This is a genomic window from Rhizobium sp. Root1212, assembly GCF_001424985.1.
Taxonomy (GTDB): Bacteria; Pseudomonadota; Alphaproteobacteria; order Rhizobiales; family Rhizobiaceae; genus Pararhizobium.
Map to the genome: position 1 here is coordinate 75,007 of NZ_LMDA01000003.1, position 25,927 is coordinate 100,933.

Annotated in this window: 28 protein-coding genes and 1 tRNA gene; 20 read left to right on the plus strand and 9 right to left on the minus strand. The window is 61.3% G+C overall.

Features of this window, described 5'->3' with window-relative positions:
• Positions 1-17: 17 nt before the first annotated feature.
• The 4 genes from ASC86_RS08045 to ASC86_RS08060 all read left to right on the plus strand — a co-directional run bounded on the left by ASC86_RS08045 (position 18) and on the right by ASC86_RS08060 (position 3,622).
• Positions 18-626, plus strand: a complete 609-nt coding sequence (locus tag ASC86_RS08045) for a transglutaminase-like cysteine peptidase (RefSeq protein ID WP_056318952.1) — start codon at positions 18-20, stop codon at positions 624-626.
• A 252-nt stretch (positions 627-878) separates the two neighbouring features.
• Positions 879-1,607 carry a hypothetical protein gene (locus tag ASC86_RS08050; RefSeq protein ID WP_056318955.1) on the plus strand — a complete coding sequence of 243 codons (729 nt, stop codon included), beginning with the start codon at positions 879-881 and terminating at the stop codon, positions 1,605-1,607.
• Positions 1,608-1,780: 173 nt separating this feature from the next.
• Complete coding sequence (locus ASC86_RS08055; RefSeq protein ID WP_056318957.1) at positions 1,781-3,271, plus strand: D-alanyl-D-alanine carboxypeptidase; 1,491 nt, start codon at positions 1,781-1,783, stop codon at positions 3,269-3,271.
• A gap of 78 nt (positions 3,272-3,349) precedes the next feature.
• The gene (locus tag ASC86_RS08060) at positions 3,350-3,622 is read left to right on the plus strand and encodes a hypothetical protein (protein ID WP_056318959.1); all 273 of its coding nucleotides are present in this window, start codon (positions 3,350-3,352) and stop codon (positions 3,620-3,622) included.
• 237 nt (positions 3,623-3,859) lie between these two features.
• On the opposite strand, the gene ASC86_RS08065 is transcribed toward ASC86_RS08060, so the two are convergent.
• Together ASC86_RS08065 and ASC86_RS08070 are read right to left on the minus strand one after the other, a co-directional pair.
• Complete coding sequence (locus ASC86_RS08065; protein ID WP_056319113.1) at positions 3,860-4,297, minus strand: DUF1489 family protein; 438 nt, start codon at positions 4,295-4,297, stop codon at positions 3,860-3,862.
• Between the two features lie 77 nt (positions 4,298-4,374).
• Entirely contained in the window at positions 4,375-5,775 is a 1,401-nt protein-coding gene (locus tag ASC86_RS08070) for an L-serine ammonia-lyase (protein WP_056318961.1), read from the minus strand.
• Between the two features lie 257 nt (positions 5,776-6,032).
• Here ASC86_RS08070 and ASC86_RS08075 point away from each other — a divergent pair, with 257 nt between their 5' ends.
• From ASC86_RS08075 to ASC86_RS08085, 3 genes are all read left to right on the plus strand, one after another.
• Positions 6,033-6,725: a DUF599 domain-containing protein gene (locus ASC86_RS08075; protein WP_056318962.1), complete on the plus strand. Its 693-nt coding sequence runs from the start codon at positions 6,033-6,035 to the stop codon at positions 6,723-6,725.
• 81 nt (positions 6,726-6,806) lie between these two features.
• A complete protein-coding gene (locus tag ASC86_RS08080) occupies positions 6,807-7,781 on the plus strand; it encodes a DUF1624 domain-containing protein (RefSeq protein WP_056318965.1) in 975 nt (324 codons plus the stop codon).
• A gap of 3 nt (positions 7,782-7,784) precedes the next feature.
• Positions 7,785-8,267, plus strand: coding sequence for an isoprenylcysteine carboxylmethyltransferase family protein (locus ASC86_RS08085; RefSeq protein ID WP_056318968.1), 483 nt, complete (start codon positions 7,785-7,787; stop codon positions 8,265-8,267).
• Positions 8,268-8,270: 3 nt separating this feature from the next.
• On the opposite strand, the gene ASC86_RS08090 is transcribed toward ASC86_RS08085, so the two are convergent.
• Positions 8,271-8,657, minus strand: coding sequence for a MerR family DNA-binding transcriptional regulator (locus ASC86_RS08090; protein WP_056318970.1), 387 nt, complete (start codon positions 8,655-8,657; stop codon positions 8,271-8,273).
• Positions 8,658-8,745: 88 nt separating this feature from the next.
• Positions 8,746-10,167 (minus strand): magnesium transporter, encoded by a 1,422-nt coding sequence (gene mgtE / locus ASC86_RS08095; RefSeq protein ID WP_056318973.1) that lies wholly within the window; start codon positions 10,165-10,167, stop codon positions 8,746-8,748.
• A 254-nt stretch (positions 10,168-10,421) separates the two neighbouring features.
• On the opposite strand from mgtE, the gene ASC86_RS08100 reads away from it, so the two are divergent.
• Positions 10,422-10,928, plus strand: coding sequence for a peptide deformylase (locus ASC86_RS08100; RefSeq protein WP_056318975.1), 507 nt, complete (start codon positions 10,422-10,424; stop codon positions 10,926-10,928).
• A 139-nt stretch (positions 10,929-11,067) separates the two neighbouring features.
• A complete protein-coding gene (locus tag ASC86_RS08105) occupies positions 11,068-13,245 on the plus strand; it encodes a glycosyltransferase (RefSeq protein WP_056318977.1) in 2,178 nt (725 codons plus the stop codon).
• 818 nt (positions 13,246-14,063) lie between these two features.
• On the opposite strand, the gene ASC86_RS08110 is transcribed toward ASC86_RS08105, so the two are convergent.
• Positions 14,064-14,148: transfer RNA gene (locus ASC86_RS08110), tRNA-Leu, on the minus strand.
• Positions 14,149-14,347: 199 nt separating this feature from the next.
• On the opposite strand from ASC86_RS08110, the gene lipB reads away from it, so the two are divergent.
• Complete coding sequence (lipB, locus tag ASC86_RS08115; RefSeq protein ID WP_056318981.1) at positions 14,348-15,094, plus strand: lipoyl(octanoyl) transferase LipB; 747 nt, start codon at positions 14,348-14,350, stop codon at positions 15,092-15,094.
• On the opposite strand, the gene ASC86_RS08120 is transcribed toward lipB, so the two are convergent.
• From ASC86_RS08120 to ASC86_RS08130, 3 genes are all read right to left on the minus strand, one after another.
• Positions 15,067-16,329, minus strand: coding sequence for a hypothetical protein (locus tag ASC86_RS08120; RefSeq protein WP_056318984.1), 1,263 nt, complete (start codon positions 16,327-16,329; stop codon positions 15,067-15,069). The two genes, lipB and ASC86_RS08120, sit on opposite strands and share 28 nt — an antisense overlap.
• A gap of 88 nt (positions 16,330-16,417) precedes the next feature.
• Positions 16,418-17,014 (minus strand): hypothetical protein, encoded by a 597-nt coding sequence (locus tag ASC86_RS08125; RefSeq protein ID WP_056318987.1) that lies wholly within the window; start codon positions 17,012-17,014, stop codon positions 16,418-16,420.
• A gap of 96 nt (positions 17,015-17,110) precedes the next feature.
• Positions 17,111-17,992: a DMT family transporter gene (locus ASC86_RS08130; RefSeq protein ID WP_056319116.1), complete on the minus strand. Its 882-nt coding sequence runs from the start codon at positions 17,990-17,992 to the stop codon at positions 17,111-17,113.
• Between the two features lie 285 nt (positions 17,993-18,277).
• Here ASC86_RS08130 and ASC86_RS08135 point away from each other — a divergent pair, with 285 nt between their 5' ends.
• The 6 genes from ASC86_RS08135 to fghA all read left to right on the plus strand — a co-directional run bounded on the left by ASC86_RS08135 (position 18,278) and on the right by fghA (position 22,487).
• On the plus strand, positions 18,278-18,676 hold the full coding sequence (locus ASC86_RS08135; protein ID WP_056318990.1) for a helix-turn-helix domain-containing protein: 399 nt from the start codon (positions 18,278-18,280) through the stop codon (positions 18,674-18,676).
• A gap of 94 nt (positions 18,677-18,770) precedes the next feature.
• The gene (locus ASC86_RS08140; protein ID WP_056318992.1) at positions 18,771-19,898 is read left to right on the plus strand and encodes an S-(hydroxymethyl)glutathione dehydrogenase/class III alcohol dehydrogenase; all 1,128 of its coding nucleotides are present in this window, start codon (positions 18,771-18,773) and stop codon (positions 19,896-19,898) included.
• Between the two features lie 100 nt (positions 19,899-19,998).
• A complete protein-coding gene (locus ASC86_RS08145; RefSeq protein WP_056318993.1) occupies positions 19,999-20,478 on the plus strand; it encodes a hypothetical protein in 480 nt (159 codons plus the stop codon).
• 15 nt (positions 20,479-20,493) lie between these two features.
• Complete coding sequence (locus ASC86_RS08150) at positions 20,494-20,961, plus strand: YaiI/YqxD family protein (protein ID WP_056318997.1); 468 nt, start codon at positions 20,494-20,496, stop codon at positions 20,959-20,961.
• Between the two features lie 49 nt (positions 20,962-21,010).
• On the plus strand, positions 21,011-21,631 hold the full coding sequence (locus ASC86_RS08155; RefSeq protein ID WP_056319120.1) for a DUF1345 domain-containing protein: 621 nt from the start codon (positions 21,011-21,013) through the stop codon (positions 21,629-21,631).
• A 22-nt stretch (positions 21,632-21,653) separates the two neighbouring features.
• A complete protein-coding gene (fghA, locus tag ASC86_RS08160; protein ID WP_056319001.1) occupies positions 21,654-22,487 on the plus strand; it encodes an S-formylglutathione hydrolase in 834 nt (277 codons plus the stop codon).
• A gap of 46 nt (positions 22,488-22,533) precedes the next feature.
• Here fghA and ASC86_RS08165 read toward each other — a convergent pair whose 3' ends face one another.
• Positions 22,534-22,842, minus strand: coding sequence for a DUF1883 domain-containing protein (locus ASC86_RS08165; protein ID WP_056319003.1), 309 nt, complete (start codon positions 22,840-22,842; stop codon positions 22,534-22,536).
• A gap of 132 nt (positions 22,843-22,974) precedes the next feature.
• Between ASC86_RS08165 and crcB the strand changes: the two genes are divergently transcribed.
• From crcB to ASC86_RS08185, 4 genes are all read left to right on the plus strand, one after another.
• The gene (gene crcB, locus ASC86_RS08170) at positions 22,975-23,352 is read left to right on the plus strand and encodes a fluoride efflux transporter CrcB (RefSeq protein ID WP_056319006.1); all 378 of its coding nucleotides are present in this window, start codon (positions 22,975-22,977) and stop codon (positions 23,350-23,352) included.
• Positions 23,353-23,468: 116 nt separating this feature from the next.
• Entirely contained in the window at positions 23,469-24,455 is a 987-nt protein-coding gene (locus ASC86_RS08175) for an RluA family pseudouridine synthase (protein ID WP_056319009.1), read from the plus strand.
• Positions 24,455-25,120 (plus strand): HAD-IA family hydrolase, encoded by a 666-nt coding sequence (locus ASC86_RS08180; protein ID WP_056319012.1) that lies wholly within the window; start codon positions 24,455-24,457, stop codon positions 25,118-25,120. The genes ASC86_RS08175 and ASC86_RS08180 overlap by 1 nt, the downstream gene beginning before the upstream one ends.
• The gene (locus ASC86_RS08185; RefSeq protein WP_056319015.1) at positions 25,113-25,898 is read left to right on the plus strand and encodes an ATP12 family chaperone protein; all 786 of its coding nucleotides are present in this window, start codon (positions 25,113-25,115) and stop codon (positions 25,896-25,898) included. The genes ASC86_RS08180 and ASC86_RS08185 overlap by 8 nt, the downstream gene beginning before the upstream one ends.
• Positions 25,899-25,927 lie beyond the last annotated feature (29 nt).

The following is a 25,927-nucleotide window of genomic DNA, read 5'->3' on the forward strand; positions in this document are numbered from 1 at the left end:
TAACGGGGAGACAGAACATGACACACATCAAAAGCCTGAAAGCAGGCGCCCTCGGCGCCTTACTTGGCCTGACCCTGACGCCGGCGGCCTTCGCCTTTCCGGCCAACATGACGACGGATGGCCCGACAAATCCGCCGGTCGGACACTACGAATTCTGCAAGCGCATGCCGCAGGAATGCCGGGCCAACCCGTCGAGCAGTGGACCGGGTGTGCTGACGCGTGACGGCTGGAAGAAGATGCTCGAGATCAACTACGACACGAACCAGGCGGTTACGCCGATGACCGACAAGGACATCTATGGTGTCGAGGAATATTGGGCCTATCCCGACAAGGTCGGCGACTGCGAAGATTATGTGCTGCTGAAGCGCAGGAAGCTGATCGATGCCGGCTTCTCGCCCTCCGACCTCTTGATCACCGTCGTCCTCCAGCCCAATGGCGATGGCCACGCGGTGCTGACGGTGCGCACGGATCGCGGCGACTTCATTCTCGACAACATGCGCAACAAGGTGCTGCTGTGGTCGGATACCGAATACACGTTTCTCAAGCGCCAGTCGGAAGGGAATTCCGGCCGCTGGGTGAAGCTGCAGGATGGCCGCGCCGTCGCCGTCGGCAGCGTCAGCCAATAAGGAATCCACGGTCCGTCCCGACCGTGTTGATAAGGGCGCCGGTCAGTCCCCTGTCCCCGTGTTTGACCCGCCCTTCCCGGCCGGTTCCGCTGTCCCCGGAACCGGCCATTTTTTTGCCCCGCGCGCGTTAACCGAAAACTAACCACGTTTGCCCAAATCTCTCCACGGTATCGTGGCCTGCGCAAGGTCCGGACCAGCACCGCGTGGCACGTTTCGCCCACGCAAAGGCAATGAAGCCGGAGAGAGCCGAGCATGACCGCCAGGCAGGGCGCACCAGACGATCACGCGCCGCTGATCAATCCCCGATTTCTCTACAAGCTCACAGCCATCGCCGTGGTGCTCGCCGTTCTCACCGCCCTGATCAGCCTTGGCGGCAAATGGTATGGCGCAACGCTCTCTCTCGCCGGGCATACGACCAGCACCGAGATCAACGACATCTTCATAGGCCAAGATCATCTGCGGCTCGCCTCCAACACCATTCGTTTCGAAGAGCAGCGGCAGACGGGCATCGCCGAAAGGGTCGATCTCTACCTCACCTGGCCGCACATGGCCGGCTACAGCGATGAAACACGTCAACTCTTCGATGACGTCAACCGGCCGGACGCACTGATTTTCCTGCAGATTTCCCAGAGCACCATGTCACGCGACATGTCGGGCCGGGTCGAGCCGATCTATCGCCACCTGTTCGAGGGTGAGCCGCAGCCCGGTCCGGCCGGCCTTACCCTTCATCACATGAAGCAGAATTCCGGTTACGGCGAAGAAATGCTGCTGACCGCGCCGCGTGGCGCAGAGGCGCCTTTTGCCGTGCGCTGCATCATTCCGACGAGCCCGAAGGACGCCACATCGGCCGATTGCCAGCGAGATATCCACATCGGCAAGGATCTTGTGGTGCTTTACCGCTTTTCCAGCCAATTGCTGCCACAATGGCAGGCCATCGACGGGGCCGTCGTCAAATTCGTCAACGAGCATCTCGCTCCATGATCCATCTCCTTCGGAACCTTGCCGGTGCGGCCTTCAAGCCGTTCCTAAAACGCGACAGGCACGCGCAAATACGGAAACCAATCGTTCATCATAAACCGATTGGTAACGCTATGGCGGTAAATTCGCGGCAACGGTCGTCTGTTGAGGGGCAACGCCCGGACGAGTTCTGTGAAATGAGAATGAAGAGAAGTGTAGTGTCCAAATCCCTATTCATCGGTTCCGCTCAAAGCTCTCCGGCGCCTTTCTTCAAGAAAGTCTGCCGTATAGCGATGGTGTCTCTGGTCGCTTCGTTCGCATTTACAGCCTCCGCCATGGCGGCGAAATATGCCGGCATCGTCGTCGACGCCAAGACCGGCAAGGTGCTTTACAGCGAAGATGCCGACAGCCTGCGCTATCCTGCCTCGCTCACCAAGATGATGACGCTGTACCTCACCTTCGAGGCGCTGGAAGCCGGCAAGATTACCAAGGACACCCGCGTTCCCTTCTCCAAGAACGCTTCCGCCGAACCGCCTTCCAAGCTCGGCGTGCGCGCCGGCCAGTCGATCACCGTCGATGAGGCCATCCAGGCGCTCGTCACCCGCTCGGCCAATGACGCGGCCACCGCGCTTGGCGAATTCCTCGGCGGCTCGGAAGACCGCTTTGCCCGCATCATGACCAGCAAGGCCCGCGCGCTCGGCATGACACGCACCACCTATCGCAACGCCAACGGCCTGCCGAACGACGCGCAAATGACGACGGCGCGTGACCAGGCCCGCCTCGGCATGGCCCTTCGCCAGCATTTTCCGCAGTATTATTCCTATTTCTCCACCCGCAGCTTCAAGTTCGGCCGCCAGGTCATCGGCAACCACAACCGCCTTCTCGGCAATGTGCGTGGCGTTGACGGCATCAAGACCGGCTATACCCGCGCCGCCGGTTACAATCTCGTGACCTCGGCGCAGGCCGATGGCCGCAGCATCGTCGGTGTTGTTCTCGGCGGCAAGTCGGGCGGCGCCCGCGACGCACAGATGCGCGCCCTCGTCGCCAAGTACATGCCGGCGGCATCGCGCCGCGGCAGCGGCAACCTCGTTGCCGAAACCCAGGATGCACCGACCCTGCAGGCCGCCGCCACGCAGCCCGATGCGGCTCCGGCCGAGACCGCGACGGTCGCTGCGACCGGCGGCAGCTTCAACCTGCCGCATCAGGGTCCGGTTCCGGATTTCCGCTACAGCGGCGAAGTCACCCAAAGCGTCGAAGTCGCCTATGCGGCTCCCTCCAAGGCCAGCGCCAACCCGCTCGTTCAGGAAAGCGTTCAGCCGAACACGCTGCAGGCCCAGAGCCGGCGCCTCGCCGCCGCGGTTCCGGCTGAAGACGTCGATGTCCAGGTCACCAATTCCGTCGCCAAGGCAAAGCCCGCCGATATCGAGCCGCAGGCCCTGCCGGCCGGCTGGATCGTGCAGATCGGTGCGACGCCCAGCAAGGAACAGGCGCTCGCCATGCTCCAGAACGCCCAGAACAAGAGCGGCAAGGCACTCAGCAACGCTACCCCGTTTACCGTTGCCTATGCCAGCGGCAACAGCCAGCTTTACCGCGCCCGTTTCGGCGGTTTCTCCGATCAGGGCAAGGCCCAGAATGCCTGCAAGGCGCTGAAGCGCGCCGGTTTTGCCTGCTGGGCCAGCGCCCAGTAATTCCTTCGACGTTTCGAAGGCCGGCTCCAGTTCCGCCGGCCTTCCTCCTCGGTTTTTGTATTGTGTACGAGGTCAGTTATGGCAATGAACGAAAACGGCTCGGGCATCATTACGCCCCTGCCTGGCAAGAAGCGCAAACCGGGTCTTTCCGGTCTGCATCCGCTGCATGAGGCGGCCATGCGCATCGCCGAACTCGGCATCAGCCGCCCCCGCGCCCGCACCAAGGATCTCGTCACCCTGCTTCTGACCCACGGCGCCCGCGCCTGGCGCTCGACCCAGCCGACGGCCAATATCCACGTGCACGTCACCTCGCCTTCGGGGCGATATCCGATCCGAATCAGGGTTCGGTGAAACGAACCCACCTCATCAAAAAGCCCGGCAATGCCGGGCTTTTTTTGTTGGTGCGGGGCGCTAGGGATGTAGTTGCCGATCACGCACCTTCCCCTCTCTTGGGTCACCCTCGGGCTTGCCCCGAGGGTCCATGCCGCGTGGCGTGGATGGTCGGGTCAAGCCCGACCATTACGATGGAGAGAACGGTGGTGGTGGAAAGAATTGCAGCTCCATCAGTGCAAGGAGCCCCGGAGCCGCTCAAAGCAACCCAAGCTCCGCAAGCTCACGCCGCAGTTCCATCGGCAGGTCCGCCACATCGGCGCCGAGGGCGGAAAGGTCGCGCGGGGCGTCATCCGCCGTCAAATAGCGCCAGCCCTGGAAGGCGCGGCGCGGCTGGTATTCCGTTTCGATGACTTCCGGGCCGAGGATGAGATTGCAGCGGCCGATGCCATCGGCATCGGTGAAGGTCTCAATGTCGATGAGCCGCTGGCGTGCCTGCACCTGCCCCTTGATCACCCAATAGAGCGAACCGCCAGCCAGCAGTTCCTCAATGCGCTTCGGCACCATGCGGGTCGTGTGGGACGAATGCGGCTCGAGGCCGGCGGCGATTGCTATGAGCGACCGGCGCGACACCCAGTCCCGAAGGTCTTCGATGCTATCGGCACCGACGCAGAGTTTGATGAGATGGAGAGCCATGGCCGAGTTGAACACCCGGCAGGGTGCCGGGGTCAAGCCTGTTTATGCCCGTTCCACAGAGGCGGGCGCGTTTCCGATCAGCACTCGACGACGTTGACGGCAAGGCCGCCGGTTGAGGTTTCCTTGTATTTGTCGTGCATGTCGACGCCGGTCTGGCGCATCGTCTCGATGCAGGCATCGAGCGGCACGAAGTGCTTGCCGTCGCCCTTGATGGCGAGCGAGGCTGCCGTGACGGCCTTGACTGCCCCCAGTGCGTTGCGCTCGATGCAGGGTACCTGCACGAGGCCGGCGATCGGGTCGCAGGTCATGCCGAGATGGTGCTCCAGTGCGATTTCGGCAGCGTTCTCGATCTGCTCCGGCGTGCCGCCCATGACGGCGGCAAGGCCCGCGGCCGCCATGGCCGAGGCCGAGCCCACCTCACCCTGACAGCCGACTTCGGCGCCGGAGATCGAGGCGTTGAACTTGATGATGCCGCCGATCGCGGCTGCCGTCAGCAGGTAGTCGCGAATGCCGTGATGGTCGGCATCCTCATGGAAATGCAGGTAATAGCGGATCGTCGCCGGCACGACGCCAGCCGCACCGTTGGTCGGCGACGTCACGACCCGGCCGCCGGCGGCGTTCTCTTCGTTGACCGCCATGGCGTAGACGCTCAGCCAGTCGTTGGCGAGGAGCGGGTTGACCTTGTTGGAGCGCCACTCCTCCTTGAGCATGTCATGGATGGAGCCGGCGCGGCGGCGAACCTTCAGGCCGCCCGGAAGAATGCCCTGATGGGTTAGCCCGCGATCGATACAGCCCTTCATCGCCTCCCAGATACGGTCGAGCCCGGCATCGAGATCGTCGCGCGACATCTCGCATTCCTCGTTCGCCCGTTTCATCTGGGCGATGGAAAGCCCGGAGCGCTCGGCCATTTCCAGCATCTGCTTGGCGCTGGAGAAGGGATAGGGCACCTTGACGCCGCCGGGCTTGGTCTTGCTGGCGCGCATCGCCTCAAGCTCGGTATCGGTGACAACGAAACCGCCGCCGATCGAATAATAGATGCGCTTCAACAGCAGCCGGTCGTCGCGGTCGAAGGCGGAAAAGCTCATGCCGTTGGCATGGCCCGGCAGGGGCACCTTCTTGTCGAAGACGAGATCGGTCTTCGGCTGGAAAGCGTAGGCCGGATGGCCGGGCGGGGTGATGCGGCCGGTGTGCTCGACGCCGTCGATGATGCCGTCCATCGCATCGGGATCGACCTTGTCCGGTTTTTCGCCCATCAACCCGAGGATGACCGCACGGCCGGAGCCGTGGCCGATGCCGGTATGGGCAAGCGATCCGTGCAGGCTGACCTTGATCGAAGCCACCGCCGCATTCGAGGGACGCGGCCAGTCGGGCGAGGCGATCAGATCGAGGAAGCGGTTGGCGGCCGACATTGGGCCCATCGTATGGGAACTCGACGGCCCGATACCGATCTTGAACACATCAAAAACCGAAAGAAACATCTCAACTCCGCCCGCAAAGCCCGATCGGCGCTTTTGCGCCATTACTCCATATAGGATCAAGCCCGACCCTATGCCATTCCCAAAGGCGCTCACGGCGATCGTCCGACATCGAATTCCGCACCTGCGACATCGGTATCGGCAAAAACCGCCCTCCTCCTAATCGCTGAAAACGCCACGTTCGTGCAACGATGGCAAGGGGCATGCAGCAAAGTTTTGCCCTCTCTTGCAATTTTGGCAGGGCATGCCAAAAACACCGCATGACCTATGCGGATTATATTGCGCTGGCCGTCTTCGTGCTGCTCTGGACAGGCTACACCTTCACGGTGGATGGCCGGATTTTTGGCAACCGCCTCAGCCTTTCACGGTTGATGATGGAGAACCGGCGGCGCTGGATCATGAACTCGCTGAAACGCGACCTGAAGATGATCGATACCCAGATCATAGCCGGCCTGCAGGCCGGCACCGCCTTCTTCGCCTCGACGACGATCTTCGCGCTCGGCGGCTGTTTCGCCCTGCTCGGCGCCACCGACCAGGCGCAGGCGATCTTTCAGGATCTACCTTATGTGTTCCACGGCGGCAGGACGGCCTTTGAACTGAAAGTCGGTGGGCTGACCTGCCTGTTCGGCTATTCCTTCTTCAAGTTCGGCTGGGCCTACCGCCTGTTCAACTATTGCTCGATCATCATCGGCGGCATCCCGATGATGAGCGACCTCAACCAGGATATCGAGGAAGCCCAGCGGCGTGCCGAGCGGGCCGTCAGGCTCAACATCGATGCCGCCAAGCATTTCAATGCCGGCTTGCGCGCGATCTTCCTGTCGATCGGCTATCTCGGCTGGTTCATCAGCCCCTATGTCTTCACGGCGCTGACCGTCTTCGTCATCTTCGTGCTCATCCGGCGCCAGTATTTTTCCGAGGCGCGCGAAGCCCTGATGGAAACCCTTCCCGGCTGACCGCTCTCCCATCCCGCGAAACCGGTTGCGCCTGGCGCAAGCTCGCGGGCCTATGCTCATTCGCAATAGAAAGAAGAAATCATGTCCATGGAAAACTCAGCCATCGACAAGGTGACGGCCCCGCCCGCTAAGCGGCGCATTGCGGCTGTCGACGTGCTGCGCGGCGTCGCCCTCATTGCCATGGCGATCTACCACTTCTCCTGGGATCTCGAATATTTCGGCTATATCGAGCCCGGCACCGTCGCCTCGGGCGGCTGGAAGCTCTTTGCCCGGCTGATCGCCGGCAGCTTCCTGTTCCTGGCCGGCTTCAGCCTCGTGCTCGGCAATTTTCCTGAAATACGCAGCCGCGGCTACCTGATCCGGCTGGCGAAGATCGTCGCGGCAGCGGCAGTCATCACCATCGCCACGTGGTTTGCCTTTCCCGATGCCTTCATCTTCTTCGGCATCCTGCACGCGATCGCTGCGGCCAGCGTCGTGGGCCTTGTGTTCCTGCGCCTGCCGCCACTTTTGACGCTCGTGGCCGCGGCGGCGATTTTCGCCGCCCCCTTCTATCTGCGCTCGCCCGTCTTCGACACGCCGGCGCTCTGGTGGGTCGGCCTGTCGGAAATGCCGATGCGCTCCAACGACTATGTGCCGTTGCTGCCCTGGCTCGCGCCTTTCCTCGCCGGCCTTGCCGCTGCCCGCATAGCACTTGCGACGGGCTTCACCAACCGGCTCGCCTCCTTCGAACTAAACGGCAAGGTCGGTCGCTGGCTCGGCTTCGGCGGGCGTCACAGCCTTGCGGTCTACCTCATCCACCAGCCGCTCTTGATTGCGCTGGTCTATCTCTTTTCGCTCGGTTTTCCCGGCACCAAGCCATTCGAGCGCAGCTGCGTCGCCGCCTGCATTGCCTCGCAGCCGCAAGCGCTCTGCACCGCCTTCTGCAGCTGCACGGCGGACAAGCTGGTGAGCGAGCGGCTGTTTTCAGCCTTCAACGCCGGAGAGCTCACCAATGCCGATCCGCGCATCGTCACCATCACCGAACAATGCACCATGGAAGCCCAACCCAAGGAATAGGATATGAACGCCTATCGCGCCAAGTCGATGAGATACCCCTGGCCCTTTGCCCTTCACGGCTTTGCCAGTCTCGCGGCGCTGGCGCTGGGGCGCATCCTGCCAATGGCGCATGAGCCGGATGCCCGGCTCACCACCTGGGCCATCTGGTCCATCGGTGCGCTGGTGATCGTCGCCGGTGTCGTGCTCAGCCTCTGGGCGGTGCGGACACTGCTCGACCGGCATACGACGGTGCTGCCGAATCGCTGCTCGTCGCACCTCGTCACGTGTGGGCCGTTTCGCTACACCCGCAATCCGATCTATCTCGGCTATACGCTGATCATGGCCGGCATCGGCCTCATCACCATGAATGCATGGTTCTTCATCATCGCAACGGGAACGGTGATCTTCACGACGCTCTTTGCCGTAAAGGCCGAAGAACGGCACCTGCATTCACGCTTCGGCTTCGAATTCGAACGCTATTGCCGCTCGACCAGCCGCTGGATTTGAGGATTACGTCCCAACACCGATTTCGGCAAGTCGCGTGAGACACGCCTCTTCGACATTGTTGAGTTCGTCGAGAGTTTCCTCGATGTCGCGGCGCTTCTGGTGCAGTTCTTCGCGCTTTTCCTCGACACGCTTCATCAAGAGCCTGAGTTGTCCCGATTCACCCGGCGGGTCCTTGTAGACCTGAATGATCTCGCGGATTTCGGCAATGGTGAAGCCGATGCGCCGGCCGCGGAGGATTTCCTTGATGAGATGACGATCGGCGGCGCGGAACAGCCGTGTGCGGCCACGCCGCTCGGGATGGATCAGCCCCTCGTCTTCATAGAAGCGAAGCGTGCGAGTCGAGACGCCGAATTCCCGCGTCAGCTCGGTAATGCTATAATACTTGTTCACATGCTTCGCCTTGCTTCTCGCGGCAGTCCCGTCAGAGTCCAACGGCCATAATATTGACCTTAACGTAAAAGTCAAATTTCCGGCAGCGTCAGCCGATATTGAACCACCAGGTGGCAAGGCCGAGAAAGGCGAAAAAGCCGGTCGTATCCGTGACGGCCGTGACGAAAACCGCCGAAGACACCGCCGGGTCCGCCCCGAAGCGATCGAGCAGCAGCGGAATAAGGATACCCGCCAGCGCCGCCGCCGTCATGTTGATCAGCATGGCGGTCGCGATAATGCCGGAAATATTGATATCCTGAAACCACACGCCCGCGACGCAGCCGACCAGCGTTCCGAACAGCATGCCGTTGAGCAGGCCAACACCGGCCTCGCGCCGGACGATTCGCCAGGCGTTGTGAATATCGAGATTGCGGGTGGCCAGCGCCCGCACCGTCACCGTCATCGTCTGCGAACCGGCATTGCCGCCCATGCCGGCCACCGTCGGCATCAGGATCGCCAGCGCGACGATCTGCTGGATTGAGGCATCGAACAGCGAAATGACGGTTGCCGAGAGGAAGGCCGTGAACAGGTTCACCGTCAGCCACGGCACGCGCGAGCGTGAGGTGCTGGCGATGCTGTCGGACAGCTCTTCGTCGCCGACGCCGCCGAGGCGCATCAGGTCTTCCTCGGCCTCTTCCTGGATGACGTCGACGACGTCGTCGATGGTCAGCACGCCGACGAGCCGGTTGTTTTCATCGACGACGGCGGCCGACAGAAGGTCGTATTGCTCGAAGAGCTGGGCGGCCTCTTCCTGGTCCATCTCGGCCGGCACCGGATGACTGGTCTCGCGCATGATCGTCTCGATCTTCACCGAGCGCTTGGTGCGCAGGATGCGGTCGAGATCGACGATGCCGAGCAGCCGGAAGGTGGGGTCGATGACAAAAATCTGGGTAAAGCTGTCGGGAAGCTCGCTGTCCTCGCGCATATAGTCGATCGTCTGGCCAACCGTCCAGAACGGCGGCACCGCGACGAATTCGGTCTGCATGCGCCGGCCGGCGGTGCTTTCGGGATAATCCAGAGACCGCCGCAGCCGCACCCGCTCGGTGAACGGCAGCTTGGCAAGAATCTCTTCCTGATCTTCCTGATCGAGGTCTTCGAGAATGTAGACGGCGTCGTCCGAATCCATTTCGCCGATGGCTTCGGCGATCTGGTCGTTCGGCAGATGCTCGACGATATCGAGGCGGATCGCCTCGTCGACCTCGGTCAGGGCCGAAAGGTCGAAGTCCTTGCCGAGCAGCAAGACGAGCGCCAGGCGCTGGTCGGGCTGGATCGCCTCCAGCAGGTCGCCAAGTTCCGAAGAGTGCAGGCGCGCCACATGCTGGCGAAGATAGAGAAGGTCGCGGTCGGCGATCGCGGCGCCGACATGCATGAGGAAATCGGAACGCACCGAGCCGTCTTCGGCATAGATGTCGGAAACATCGACCGGAGCTTCTTCCGTGCTCACACGATTGTCGTCGCCGGTATAGCTCATGTGCCCACCCTCGCAGAATTTCAGCCATCCAAGACGCCGGCGGACCGGGGGGAGCAGGAAGGCGATGACATACCGGTTTGATTGCGCACGCAGTTTTTTTTGCGCCCGCCCTCTTCTGCTACCGCAACGATTTGCCGAGGTCCACCATCCCCTGCACGATCCGCGCCCCGCCGCTTCAATTTTTGGCCAAGCTGTTGCAAATTCATGCGAATTGTTTCGTTTAAGACGAACACTGAAAGAGTTGAGGAAATTCCATGACTATTCGCCCCATCGTCCGCTTTCCCGATCCGCGCCTGCACCAGCCGGCAAAGGAGGTCACCGCATTCGGCCCTGCCCTCGCCGCGCTCTGCGACGATCTCCTCGACACGATGCGCGCGGCACCGGGCATCGGCATCACCGCGCCGCATATCGGCGTCGGCGAACGGGTGACAGTGATCGAACTGCAGGACGACAAAGTCAGAACCTACGTCAATCCACGAATCCTCTGGTCTTCTCCTGAACTCATGGACCATGCGGAAGGCAGTGTCTCGATGCCGGGCGTCAGCGAAGTTGTCACCCGCCCACGCGCCGTGCGTGTCGCTTATCAGACGCTCGACGGCGAGCCTCAGCAGGAGGAAGCCGAAGGGCTTCTGGCCATCTGTCTGCAGCACGAAATCGACCAGCTGGACGGTATTTTCTGGGTACAGAAACTGTCACGACTGAAGCGGGAACGCGTCGTAAAACGCTTCGAAAAGCTGGAGAAGGAAAGAGGTCCGGCTTGATGACAGGAAACATAAATCAAGACGAGCGAAAGCACCGCCGTGGCGGTGCGTCGTGCCGTAGCGATTTCCTTTGATGTTTGCGCCAATCGACGCGATGTGCCAAAAGGCCTCGACCTACGAAACTTAATCAGAGGTCCCGATGAAGACGCCGACGCTTGCCGTGATCATCGCCGTACGCGCTAACGATAATGTCGACATTCTCGAACGGTTAAGATGGAAAAACATCCCCATCGACGATCACGTGCAGGTCGTTCTTGTCGATGACGGGAGCGCCAATGCTCGCGAGCTTGAAGTCCTTTGCGAGGAAAAAGGCTGGATTTATAAGCATCTGATGACGAATGATGCGCCGTTCTCGCTTGCGCGCTCTCGCAACGCCGGCATCAAGACGGCAACCGCAAACTATGTCTACTTCGAAGATGCGGACTTTCTTCACAAGTCGAATTTCTATGAACGGCTTCTGCATGTCGCTGACAACCTCGAAGAATCGCCGTTCAATTTTGCCGCGATCCCGACGTTGTTCCTGACGGAGCAGGCGTCCAAGGCTCTCATTGAGAAGGTCCATTCGCCGGCCGACTTCGACCACCAGATTGACCAGTTCATCGCCAAGCTTCCATTCATCAACCCGGATGTGCCAAATGATCTATGCGACAGCTTTGCGCCTGTCGGGTCTAACATTCTCGTGCGGCGCGATCTGTGCTTCCACGTCGGCCTCTTCGACGAATATTTCAACAGCTGGGGCGGGGAAGACCGTGACTTGATTTTCCGACTGCTGGAGAAGAACAGCTTCCTTTATCGGCCCCACGCTTTCGCTGAAACGAAGAAGTGGGCGATCCACCGCACTACCGTTTTCGAGGGCTGGCGCTCCGTATACCGTCTGCATGGCGATTGGATGGCCGGGATGGGCATTTATGCCGTGCATGTCCACCACCCCGAGAACGGTTGGAAAGACCCGTACGAGCGCCACGCAAACTTCTCCTACGCCGAGAAAAAAGCCAAAGAGATCGTCGCCGGAAAACTGAAGGTTATGCCTTGCGAAATCCCCGGCGCTCCGCTCAACATCTTCATCGGCCGAAACCCGGTATTTTACAACGACGAGGTCATGAAGGCGATTGGAAGTGTCGCAATCATTGACCCTGACATGAAGGTCCCACCCGAGGAGTTTGCGCAGCGCGTGATCGAACGTGTGCCAGATCGCGTCTTTTTCCAGAACCCGTACGGCAACGATTGGCTGCTGGAACTCTGGAACTGCTTGCGATCCCAAGGGATCAAATGCGTTTGCGCTGAGCGCGGTGGCCTGCCGTGGTCGATCTACCTCGACGAGGGCGGCTTCTGCTGCGGCAGTGATTCCTACGCGCGGCATTTGTGGCAGGGATCAGCGCCCATCGATGCGAGGGAATATCTCGCTGCCTTGCGCGCCAATGGTGAAACTCTTGAGCCTCAAAAGAATACCCCGATCGAGAAACTGACTCCCCTACTTACCGTGGGGCAAAGAACGGTTCTGGTTCTTCTGCAAAGCCTGACCGATGCGACAACACGTCACTTTTGCGCGCCCCTTCAGAATTACGACGAGTTTCTGTCCATCATCCGAGATCTTGACGGTATCGGCCGTTACAATGTCCTCGTTAAAAACCACCCACTGAACAAGGAAAACCCCATTGAGGGCGTCGGCGTCTCCGTGGAGTCGTACAATATTTATGATCTCTACGAGGTGGCTGATGTTGTGGTAACTCTGAACTCCGGCGGTGGGATGATGGCTCTCGCAGCCGGCCGACCGGTCGTCACAATGGGCACGACCTTCTATGCTCAAGAGGATCTTGCCATGTCGGCCAGCGATCTTGATACGCTGGTGGATCGCATCGATAATCCGACATACGACAAGGGAAGCGTAGACCGGTTCTACGGCTACCTGCTCAATGATTTTTATTCGTTCGCCTCGTGGAAATACAGCCAGCGCGACTATAGCGACAAGACCCGCATGTCGTTGATGCAGGAGGTCAGGTACAGCAAGATAGTCCTGAATGGAAAGGCGACGGAGGTTAAACGCACCCTGTTCGACTGTTTCAGCCTCATCATGGACCCGTATGCCCACCACCTTTACAAAAACGGGCACGCGGCATCGGCATTCAAGCCAATGCCGGTCAAGAAAGCTTCGCTTCTGCAGAGCGCTATGGTTCCATTGATCAGGCCCGCAGTGCGACTGATTGGCAATCGAAGCGACGATATTGCTAGATTCAATGCCGATCCGGCAGGTTACTTTGCAATGTTAAAAAATCCAGGCTACCGTTTCGTCGGGCGAGTTCTACTTGGAAGGCCATAAGGATATGAGAAAATCGATCGTTGACGCCACGAATTGATATCCCTCCATCCGCCAGCAGCTTTACGGGTACGGATGGACGCCGGCTACGGCATTTGCCGCCGTTGGGGTCGCGTTCGGCCCAGCCCTTGCTTTAGCGGTGCTTGCTTCTCCGTTGGCTATTTGCTCCATGGTGGGCAATGTGACGAAATTCGGCGTCGCGGCCGTGACCTCCCAACTGCAAGGCGCGCGTACGACGGGCGCCCGCTGGCCGTTAACTTCCGACGGGCAATACGGTATCGTTCTTACGCGCTGTCAGAGATGGCCGTTGCGCTACCGTGACGAACTTGTCCCATAGTGCCTCCTTCCATTCTGCAGAAAGGATCACACCATCAAACCGTGGGATCAAACACCTAGTCTGCGAACTGTGCCTTCAACTGTTCGAATCAACAGAGAAAGCAACCAGGTCAACGACGGCTCAGGGCGCGACGTATGTGCTCGGTCGTGGCGGCAATCCCTACGCCAGCGGAGATGCCATCCCCGCCATGTTCAAACACTGGTACGAGAGGGCCTGGTCTTGGGCATTTGTCGACGCACAGCATGCGAAAGGGACTTGCCGCGATACTAGCCGAGCTGGGTTGTAGCCAATACGACATCATGGCGATCCTCGGTCATTCCGAGGCTAAAACAAACGAACTCCACACACGCCGGGTCGAGCGGTGAAAGCTTGAACAGGTTTCTATGGAGAAGGTTGCCGGGGCTGGCTATTTGGGCTGATTGGTCCAACGCCCTCAGGAAGTTGGACCATCAAGCTTGTAAGTATTCAACAATTTAATGTTGAATGGTGCGGTCGAGAAGACTCGAACTTCCACGGGTTGCCCCACAGCGACCTCAACGCTGCGCGTCTACCAATTCCGCCACGACCGCATCGTGGTAGGCGCCGAATTGCTCCGGCGGGGCTGCATGTAGCAAAAGCCCTTGGGGTGCACAAGGCCATTGTGAAAGAATTTTCATGTCGTAGACGACTATTTAGCAACCACCCTCACGCACCCCCTGCAAATGCTGGACTTCGCTCGAAAAGCGTACCATCTAGAAGATGGAATGAACGGACAGGACAGGCGCGATCATGCTGAGAGACAAGCTGGAAACCACGTTTTTTGCACAGGAAGGCTGTCCTCCCATACGCCTCAGATTCGCATCCGGGCTTGTGGACTATGAAGAAGCGGTCGCCACCATGGAGGCGGAAGCCGCCGCAATCGCCGCCGGCGAGGCCGACGAACTGATCTGGATGGTGGAGCATCCGCCGCTTTATACCGCAGGTACCAGCGCCGATGCCGCCGATCTGGTCGCGCCGGACCTGCTCCCCGTGTTCCAGACCGGCCGTGGCGGCGAATACACCTATCACGGCCCCGGCCAGCGGGTGGTCTATGTGATGCTGGACCTCAAGCGTCGACGGCAGGATGTGCGCCTGTTCGTCGCCGCGCTGGAGCGCGTCGTCATCGAAACGCTGGCAAGCATGAACGTCACCGGCGAACGCCGGGAGGACCGAGTCGGCGTCTGGGTACGGCGACCGAAGCGTCCGCCGCTCGCCAACGGTGCGATGGCCGAGGACAAGATCGCCGCGATCGGCATCCGCCTGCGGCGGTGGGTGAGCTTTCACGGCCTGTCGTTGAATGTCGAGCCGAACCTCGATCATTTCAACGGCATCGTGCCCTGCGGTATCAAGGAGTATGGCGTCACCAGCCTTGTGGATCTCGGCCTGCCGGTTTCCATGGCCGATGTCGATATCCGGCTCTGCGAGGCGCTTGAAGCGGTCTTCGGGCCGCTGGCGCTTGAGCGGGAGGCTCAGGATACCAGCCGGTCGGTCGCATAGATGACGGCATAGCCGTGCAACGCCAGCGCGGCATAAAGTCCGAGCCCGCTCATCAGCCGCTGCGCCGGCGACATCTCCACCAGCCGGTGGCGCGGCTTGATGCCGCGATGGCCCATAAGGCTTAGAAGCGCAAAGACTGCAAGCGCGGCAACCAGCGCAAAATACGGCACACCGATTCGCCAGCCGACCGTCAATATGATCACAGTGACGAGAAAACTTCCCGCCGTGAGGCTTACCGGCCCCGGAAAGACCTGCCGCAACACCTGCCCGCCATCGAAGCGGTTCATCGGCAGCAGGTTCAGCAGATTGAACGCCCCGAGAATCAGCAGGAAGAACAGGACAGCGGCATTGGCAAACACCGTCTGCGAGGACTGGTGAAAGGCAACAACCGCCGGCACGAGGAAGGCGGACATGCCAGCGCCCATCAACGCGCAGGAAGCCACTTCGAACAGGGAATTGTAGGGCCGCCCGCCAATGGCGACCCCGCCCAGAAGCGGCACGAAAATCATCCGGGTCGAAGAATGACCGAAGGCGCGATAGGCAAGCATATGGCCGAACTCGTGCAGCACGATCACCACCGTCAGTAAGACGGAGAGCAGGAGCCCGGTTTTGCTGAGACCGAAAAAGGGCCAGAGAATGAGGGTCGACAGGACAGCAAGTACCACCTGAAACGCCGGATGCTCGAAGCCGAATCGTTGCGGCGAGCTTACGCCCGTCGCCAGCCACCGCTCCAAAGCTTTTAATTCCCGGCGCAGCGCGAAATGGCGCAGCAGCAGGAGCGCCAGCCCGCGATAGCGATCGGTGCGCGCGACGGTCAGGGTCACGGCATCGCCGTTGTCGTCCTGCAATGTTATGCGCTCGTGAAAATTCGTCCAGAAGGCGACGTCGAGCGTGCTGTCCTCAACCACGCGGATATCGAGCGTCCGTCGCGATTCGTCTGTCGATTCGTCCTTGACCTCGAGCACCCGCCGCACCGGCGCGCCATGCCGGTCGAGCGCGGTCAGGCTCTGCTCGACGAGATCAGGCGCACCGGGAACGGGCATGCTCGACAGCGTTGCATGATGCCATGCCGCAGACTCACCACGCGGGGAAATGGCCTGCCAGATCCGTTCGGCATCGGCGGCGAGCTTCACTCTGGCGAAGACCGTCCGCACGCCGACCGGTGCTGCCATGAGCAGCCACACCGCCAGCAGGTTGAGCGTCGCGAGCAGGATCGCCGGAAGATGTTCCGTCACACGCGCCTCCTCCCCCGGCGATAAATGATCACCGGGCGTCCGTTCGCTGACCGCGCCGGAAGCGCATCACAGCTATGCGCCGAGGTTTTCAGGCGGCCTTCTCCCCCTGCCCGCCCAGTCCGATCAGGATGCCGACCTGCCGCAGCATGCGCGCCTCGCGATCCGTCAGATTTACCCCGCGGGAACGGGCGATGGCGGCCATCACCCGGCAGACCAGCCTGACATCTTCCATCGTGAGCCTGCGTTCGGGCGCGCCGTGTTCTGCCGGGCAGGCTTCGTGCGACAGCGCAAGCCGAATCTGTTCCAGCGCGAAGATGGACAGACTGTCGGGAATCCGCGCCGCCGTGTCGATGATATGGAAGAGAAGATCGCGTTCGATCCGCGAGTTGACGATGCCGCGGGTAGAGATCATCGCAATCAGCCATTCGGCGTTCCACTCGTCCATCGCCCCTTGCGGATAACAGTGACGGACGATGAAATCCGTCATGGTCTCGATGAAATATGGCTGCCATTCCGGGCATTTTTCGGTGCTCGACCTGTTGATCGCAAGAAGGATGACCGCGTCCTGGGACGTGGTCATCCCTCCCGTGAAAACATGATCGCGCAGGACGTCGATATCCCGTGCGGTCAAGCGCACTTTGCCGGCGATGACACATGCCGGATAAGAAAGACGGAACACGTCCATCCATATGCTCCCGTTTCATCATGAAACTGGGAACTAGGTTAGGGCGAACCTCTTTCCAATCTGCCAAAAGAAAGGCTTAGGGAAGGCTTTCGGCGTTTACTCAATATTTATCTTTTGCCGCGCCAGCCGCCGCTCGCGCCAGATCATGTAGAGACCCGACGCGACGATGATGGCGATGCCGAGCCATTTCGAGGCCGTCGGAAAATCGTCGAAGATCAAATAGCCGAGCGCCGTCGCCGAGATGATCTCGAAATAGTGGAACGGGGCAAGGATCGAGACCGGCGCCGCCTGGAACGCCTTGACGACGAGCAAGTGTCCATATCCCGAGAGCGTGCCAAGCACGACCACCAGCACCCAGCCAAGACCGGTGTTCGGCAGCGATGGTGTGAAGTCGACCGAGCCAATGCCGTGACCGACCACGATCGCGCCGATCATGAACAACGTCCCGCCGATGCCGGCGATGGTCTGCATGACCAGCGGCGGGTCGGCATCGCCGAGCGCGCGGTTCATCAGCAAATAGCAGGCGAACAGGAAGGCGCAGCCGATCGGCAGCAGCGAAGTCAGGCCGAACAGCTCGAAGCTCGGCTGAATGACGATCATCGCGCCGCCGAAGCCGACAACGATCGCCAGCCACCGCCGCCAGCCGACCTTTTCCCGAAGGATGACAGCCGAAAGGCAGGTGAGGATGAAGGGTTCGACGAAATAGATCGCGAATACATCCGCCAGCGGCATGTATTTGACCGAAACGAAGAACAGAAGCGCCGCCCCCGCCAGGAGCACGCCGCGCAAAAGGTTGAAGCCGAGCCGCTTGGCCTTCAGTGCCTTCAGTCCGCCCTGCGCCAGGAGCAGCGGCAGCGTCGAGACGAGTTGAAAGAAGAAGCGATAGAACGTCACCTGCCCCGGCGACATACCCTGATAGACGGCCATGTATTTGGCGATCGCATCCATGCCCGGCAGGATGATCATGGCAAAGAGCATGATCGCCAGACCTTGGAGGACCGTCGTTTGGGTGGCGGTGGATGGGGAGGTATTCACTCTGACATTTCCGATAAAAGACAGCAGCGACCTTATCGACTTCGGCCGCCGTTTCAACCGCACAGCCGCTTCGTGCCGCATATGAGCCGATGCTTTATCGGATGTCGGTGAAAGGCGCGTTTGGCGGATGATTTGCCGCTCGCGGCCATTTCCCTGCCCGATCGGCCTCTGTAGATTGCGGGAGGAAATATCCGTTCCGTTCATACCCGGCTGACAGAGGAGATACCGATGCGCCTATCGACGGAAACCGCCCTGTCCATGCTGCGCCGCCCGCAGGACAACGACACGCTGGGCGGCCGCATCTGGCGTGCCCGCGACGCTCTCGGCATGACGGCGCGCGATCTGGCCGACCGGCTCGGCGTGCATATCGACACCGTCTCCGCATGGGAGCGCGACCGCTCGGAGCCCCGCACCAGTCGCCTGTTCATGCTGGCCGGCGTGCTTGGCGTTACCCCTGCCTGGCTGATCGCGGGCCTCGGCGAGGCACCGAAGGATGAGATTTCGAATTCCGTCTCGGGGCAACTCCTGGCACGGCTGGCGGACGTTCGAGCGCTGCACGAACAGACCGGCAAGGCGATTGCAGCTCTTGAGGCGGAAATCGCGCGGGTCGTCAGGGACCTGCGCTGACGTCTCCCTGTTCATTGCCGCATATCGGGCTTGAGCGCGACGCGCCGGTCTGCGATTGTGAATAAAAATCATTGCCATAAAAAGGAGAACACCCATGGACGTTCGCGCCGCCGTTGCCGTTCAGGCCGGCAAGCCGCTGGAAGTCATGACCGTACAGCTCGAAGGCCCGCGTGCCGGCGAAGTGCTGATCGAGGTCAAGGCGACGGGCATCTGCCACACCGATGACTTCACCCTGTCGGGCGCAGACCCCGAAGGCCTGTTTCCCGCCATTCTCGGCCACGAAGGCGCAGGCGTCGTCGTCGACGTCGGCCCCGGCGTCACATCCCTGAAGAAAGGCGATCACGTCATTCCGCTCTACACGCCGGAATGCCGCGAGTGCTATTCCTGCCTGTCGCGCAAAACCAACCTCTGCACCGCCATCCGCTCGACGCAGGGCCAGGGCGTGATGCCGGACGGCACCTCGCGCTTCTCGATCGGCAAGGACAAGATCCATCACTACATGGGCTGCTCGACCTTCGCCAACTTCACGGTCCTGCCCGAGATCGCCGTCGCCAAGGTCAATCCGGACGCGCCCTTCGACAAGATCTGCTACATCGGCTGCGGCGTGACGACCGGTATCGGTGCGGTCATCAACACCGCAAAGGTCGAGATCGGCTCCACCGCGATCGTCTTCGGCCTCGGCGGCATCGGTCTCAACGTGCTGCAGGGCCTGCGGCTTGCCGGCGCCGACATGATCATCGGCGTCGACATCAACCCGGATCGCAAGGCCTGGGGTGAGAAATTCGGCATGACCCACTTCGTCAATCCGAAGGAGGTCGGCGACGATATCGTGCCCTATCTCGTCAATCTGACGAAGCGCAACGGCGACCTGATCGGCGGTGCCGACTATACCTTCGACTGCACCGGCAACACCAAGGTCATGCGCCAGGCGCTCGAATCGTCGCATCGCGGCTGGGGCAAGTCGGTCATCATCGGCGTTGCCGGCGCGGGCCAGGAAATCTCGACGCGTCCGTTCCAACTGGTTACCGGCCGCAACTGGATGGGCACCGCCTTCGGCGGCGCGCGTGGCCGCACCGACGTTCCGAAGATCGTCGACTGGTACATGGACGGCAAGATCCAGATCGATGCCATGATCACCCACACCATGCCGCTCGACGACATCAACAAGGGTTTCGACCTGATGCACAAGGGCGAAAGCATCCGCGGCGTTGTCATCTACTGAGCGGTATCCGCTTGACGCAACGTGAGGGAACGCGCATCGCTTTCCCGAACGGAACGCCGCATTCGGCAAGAATGCGGCGTTTGCCATTGAAGGACAGGATATGCTGCCACGCCGCCTTGCCATTTCGGTTCTCTTCGCCTTGAGCCCGTCGCTGGTCTTGGCCGATCCGGTCGGCAGCTACGATGTCACCGGGGTCAATCCCGACAGCGGTGACGAATACTCCGGCACCGTCGCTGTCACCCGCAACGGCACCACCTATTCCGTCACCTGGACGATCGCCGGTGTCGCATCCTACGGCGTCGGCCTTGGCGGCAAGCGTTCGGGCGGCAGCTCCACCCGCCCCGCAGCAGCCGACGACGACACGCTGTCGATCGGCTACGGCAATGACGACGGTTTCGGCATTTCCCAATATGACCTGCAGCCGGACGGCAGCTGGAAGGGCAACTGGGCCTATGCCGGCGGCGGCATTTCGACGGAGGTCTGGACGCCCAAGGGCAGGACGCGCTCGCTGCCGACATCGCCGAAGAACCGCACCAGCGAAGCGATGAAGCCGATCGGCAACGTCATCGCACGCCCCTGAACGGTGGATCGAACCATGAGCGACGCCCCCCACGAAAACACCATCTATGTCGATGCCGACGCTTGCCCGGTGAAGCCGGAAATCCTGAAGGTCGCCGAGCGCCACGGATTGCCCGTGGTTTTCGTCGCCAATTCGGGCCTGCGTCCGTCCCGCGATCCGATGGTGCGCAATGTCATCGTTTCGGCCGGCTTCGACGCGGCCGACGACTGGATCGCCGAGCATGCGCGCGAAGGCGACATCGTCGTGACCGCCGATGTGCCGCTGGCAGGGCGCTGTGTCGCGGCCGGCGCCGAGGTGACCGGCCCGACCGGCCGCGTCTTCGACAAAAGCAATATCGGCATGGCAACGGCTATGCGCGATCTTGGCGCCCATCTGCGCGAAACCGGCGAAAGCAAGGGCTACAACGCCGCCTTTTCGCCGCGCGACCGCTCCGCCTTCCTCGAAGCGCTCGACCGGCTCTGCCGCCGCGTCAAGCGCAGTTAGGAGAAGCCGGGTGGCCAAGGGCGACAGCAAACTTTCCTTCCGCCGGCACATGCCTTTTTATGCGGCCGTGGCCGTCTCGGTGCTGCTCTTGCCGTTCATCTTCGTGGTCGAGCCGAAGCTGGTGCTGACAGGCACATCGGTCGCCTTCTATCTCGTCTATCTGGTGCTGACCGGCATACGGCTTCCGAGGCTGACGGCGACCTACCTGAAGGAACATGCGGCCGCCACCGACGAACCGGCGACGCTGGTTTTTGCCGCGACATTCGCAACCGTCGTCATTTCCATCGCCGGACTGTTCATGGCGCTGCATGACAAGGAAGGGCGTGCTCTCGCCCTCATGGCGCTTGCCTTTCTCGCCGTCACGCTCGGCTGGCTGACGATCCACATGATGGCCGCAGTGCATTACGCCCATCGCTACTGGAGCCCCGCTGACGGCACAGGGCCGGACGGCGACCATGCCGGCGGTCTCGATTTTCCCGGCGATATCGAGCCCGGCATCTACGATTTTCTCTATTTTTCCTTCGTCATCGGCATGACCGGCCAGACATCGGATGTCGCGGTCACCACGACCGACATGCGCAAGCTCACGCTCTTGCACTCCATCGTTTCCTTCTTCTTCAACACGACGCTGGTCGCGGCGGCGGTCAATGCCGCCGTATCGCTGGCCTAGAGCCTATCAGGGAGCCTAATCCATGAAAGTCCTTTCCCAGAATACCGCCTTCGGCGGCATGCAGGGCGTTTTCGCCCATGATTCGGAAGCCTGCGGCGGCGAGATGACCTTCGCCGTCTACGTGCCGCCGAAGGCGATCGCCGAACCCTGCCCCGTGCTCTGGTATCTTTCGGGGCTGACCTGCACCCACGCCAATGTGATGGAAAAGGGCGAATATCGCCGCATGGCCGCCGAACTCGGCCTGGTCATCGTCTGCCCCGATACCAGCCCGCGCGGCAACGACGTTCCGGACGAACTGACCAACTGGCAGATGGGCAAGGGCGCTGGCTTCTATCTCGACGCCACCCAGACGCCATGGTCGGAAAACTACCGGATGTACACCTACATCACCGAGGAACTGCCGGCCTTCATCGCCCCGCATTTCCGCATCGACATGAGCCGCCAGGGCATCTTCGGCCACTCCATGGGCGGACACGGCGCCATTACCATCGCGCTGAAACATCCCGACCGCTTCAAGAGTTGCTCGGCCTTCGCCCCGATCGTCGAGCCTTCGACTGCCGACTGGTCGGTCGGCGCGTTCGAAAAATATCTCGGCGATGACCGGGCCGCATGGCGGCAATACGATGCCTGCGCGCTGGTGAAGGATGGCGCGCGCTTCCCGGAATTCCTGATCGACCAGGGCAAGGCCGACAGCTTCCTTGAAAACGGCCTGCGCCCGTGGCTGTTCGAGGAGGCGATCAAGGGGACCGATATCGGCCTGACGCTGCGCATGCACGAGCGCTACGATCACTCGTATTATTTCATCTCCACCTTCATGGACGATCACCTGAAGTGGCATGCGGAGCGGCTGGCGTAAGAAGCCGTTTTCCCTTCTCCCCGCCGGGGAGAAGGGAAATATTCCGTCAGGAAGCCGACTGAAACCTCGGCGCAGGCACCGTCTCGATGATGCGGATGCTCGATTCCGCGTGACCATGATGGCCTTCCATGTCGACGACGACATGCCAGTGGCCGGCCTGCGGAATGGTGAGCTTGATCGGCGATTTCTTCGCCACGCCGCCGATGAACTGGTGTTTCATCGCCTGCTTGTAGGCGGCGAAATTCGGCGCGGTCATCAACCGGACATTGGCGACAGCCGATAGCGTGATCTCGACCGTCAGGCCGGCACGCAGTTGCTTGAGATCGTAATGGGTAAATTTGATTGCGGGGCTCATGGCAGCATAACCGGAGGAAGCGTTATCCGGTGTATATAAGCATTCAAATATTAAGCCCGGATTATTCCCAGGCCCTTTGGATAAAACCGCCTACGCTTTTCAACAGCGGCAAGATGCGCTAGTGCCAAGCCCATGACCCATCTTTTCCTCGTCGCGCTCGGTGGTGCCATCGGCTCCGTGCTTCGTTATCTCGTCGGTCTCGGCACGCTGCGCAGTTTCGGCCCCGCCTTCCCCTGGGGCACGCTCACCGTCAATATCACCGGCTCTTTCCTCATCGGCTTCATGTCCGAAGCGATCATGCGGAAATTCGGCGGCTCGCCGGAGATGCGCGTGTTCCTGATTACCGGCATTCTCGGCGGCTATACGACCTTCTCCTCCTTCTCGCTCGATGCGATTGCGCTGCTCGAACGCGGCGAAACGATGCCGGCGATGCTTTATGTCGGTTCCAGTGTCATTCTTTCCGGCCTCGCCGTGGTCGCCGGGCTGGCCCTTATGCGCGCAATGGTCTAAAGCGTGCCTGTCTGCAGCCCCAAGCGCTGCACGTGGCGACATACAGAAAAAGCCCTTTTCTTCAGGCGATCCGGCATCGCATGATGGGCGCGTGGTAGCGAAGGCGGATTAAGCGGATGGCAGGTATCGAACACAGGCAGGTGGAAGCCGATGAAACGGGCATGCGGCTCGATCGCTGGTTCAAGGTGCATTATCCCGGCCTCGGCTTCGGCGCGCTGCAAAAGCTCCTGCGCTCCGGTCAGGTCCGCGTCGATGGCGGCAGGGTGAAATCCGATACCCGCGTACAGCCCGGCCAGGTCATCCGCATCCCTCCCATGGAGGTCGATGCCAAGAAGACCGGGCCGATCGCCGGCCGCGACTTGCGCAACTCCTCAGATCATGAGCTGCTGTCGCGCATGCTGCTGCATGAGGATGCCAAGGTCATCGTGCTCAACAAGCCGGCGGGCATCGCCGTGCAGGGCGGCTCCGGCGTCAACCGCCATATCGACCAGATGCTCGAGGCCTGGACCAGCCCCAAAGGCGAAAAGCCGCGCCTCGTCCACCGTCTCGACCGCGATACCTCCGGCGTGCTCGTCATCGCCCGCACCCGCGGCGCCGCGCAAAAACTGACGGCCGCCTTCCGCGAGCGCGACACCAAGAAGACCTACTGGTCGCTGGTGAAAGGCGTTCCGCGCAAGCGCGAGGACAAGATCTCCACCTGGCTGGTGAAAGAACAGACGCCGGACGGCGACCGCATGCGCATCGCCAAACATGGTGACGATGGCGCCGATCACGCGATTTCCTATTACCGCATCATCGAGCAGGCCGGCCAGAATTTCGCCTGGCTGGAGATGGAGCCCTACACCGGCCGCACCCATCAGCTGCGCGTCCACGCCGCCCATATCGGCCACCCGATCCTCGGCGATCCCAAATATTTCGAGGCAGAGCCCAGCTGGAATTTTCCGGGCGGTGTCCAGAACCGGCTGCACCTCCATGCCCGCCACATCGATATCCCGCACCCGGATGGTGGCCGCCTGAAGATCACCGCACCGATGCCGCAGCATATGGTCCAGACCTGGAACCTCTTCGGCTTCGATATGAACAGCGCCGGGGAAGACGACTGATGCAGCTCGTCCTCTTCGATTGCGACGGCACGCTGGTCGACAGCGCCGGGCTGATCCACGAGGTGATGTCCCGCACTTTCCGCGATTTCGCCCTGCCCTTGCCGCAGCTTGCCGATACCAAGGGCGTGATCGGCCTGACGCTCGACATCGCCATTGCCCGCATGCGCGGCCTGCCTCACGTCGACGACCAGTGCCTCGCCATGACGGCCCACTACAAGTCGCTTTTTGCCGGCGTGCGGGCCGAACCGGGCTTCGAGGAGCCGCTTTTTCCGGGCATCGCCGCGTTGATTTCGACGCTGTCGAAGCAGGACGACCTGATTCTGGGTGCCGTAACGGGAAAGTCGCGGCGCGGACTTCAAGCGATCTGCGCAAGCCATGGTTTCGAAAAGACTTTCTTCACATCGCGCACTGCGGATGATTGCCCCTCGAAGCCGCATCCGGCCATGGTGACGGAATGCTGCGATGAAGCCGGAATCGACCCGGCCCGGACGATCGTCGTCGGTGACGCGATCTATGATATGCAGATGGCGAAAAGCGCCGGCGCGCGCGCCATCGGCGTCGCCTGGGGCTATGCCTCCGTGCCGGAGCTGATGGCCTCCGGTGCCGATTACGTCGCCCACGCGCCCGACGATATCTTGAAATGGATGGAGAACCGGCATGCCTGATATCCGCGATGAACTGACCGGCGCGCTGAGCGACCCCGATCCGGTGCGCCGCGCTCAGATACAGATGCTGAAGCCCCTGCCGAAGCGTTTCTACACGACCGTTACGATCGCTCCGGCCGAAAACGGCGGCTATGCCGTGCTGCTCGACGGCCGCAACGTCCGCACCCCGGCAAAAGCGCCGCTCACCGTTCCGACCGCCGGTGTTGCCGAACTTCTCGTCGAGGAGTGGGAAGCGCAGAAAGAAGAAATCAATCCTGCCACCATGCCGGTGACGCGCCTCGCCAATACGGCGCTCGACGGCGTGGCCAAGGATATTCGCGGCGTCTTCGACGACATCCTGAAATTTGCCGGAACGGACATGCTCTGCTACCGCGCTTCCGATCCCGAAGGCCTCGTCGCCCGCCAGACCGAACGCTGGGACCCGATCCTCGCCTGGGCTGCCAAAACGCTCGGCGCACGCTTCATCCTTGCCGAAGGCATCGTGCATCAGGAACAGCCGGCTGCGGCGATCAATGCCTATGCCGGGGCGCTGCGTTCCTATGCGACGCCGCTCGGCCTTGCCTGCCTGCACACAATCACCTCGCTCACCGGCTCCGCCTTGCTCGCCATCGCCTTTGCCGAAAAGCGGATTTCGGCGGAAGAAGCCTGGGAACTCGCCCATCTCGACGAGGACTGGCAGATCGAACATTGGGGCACCGACGAGGAAGCCTTCCAGCGCCGCGAACATCGCTGGCAGGACATGCTGGCGGCAACCCGGACGCTGGATGCCTTGCGCTGACTGCAGCAAACCGCCCATAAAAAAAGCCG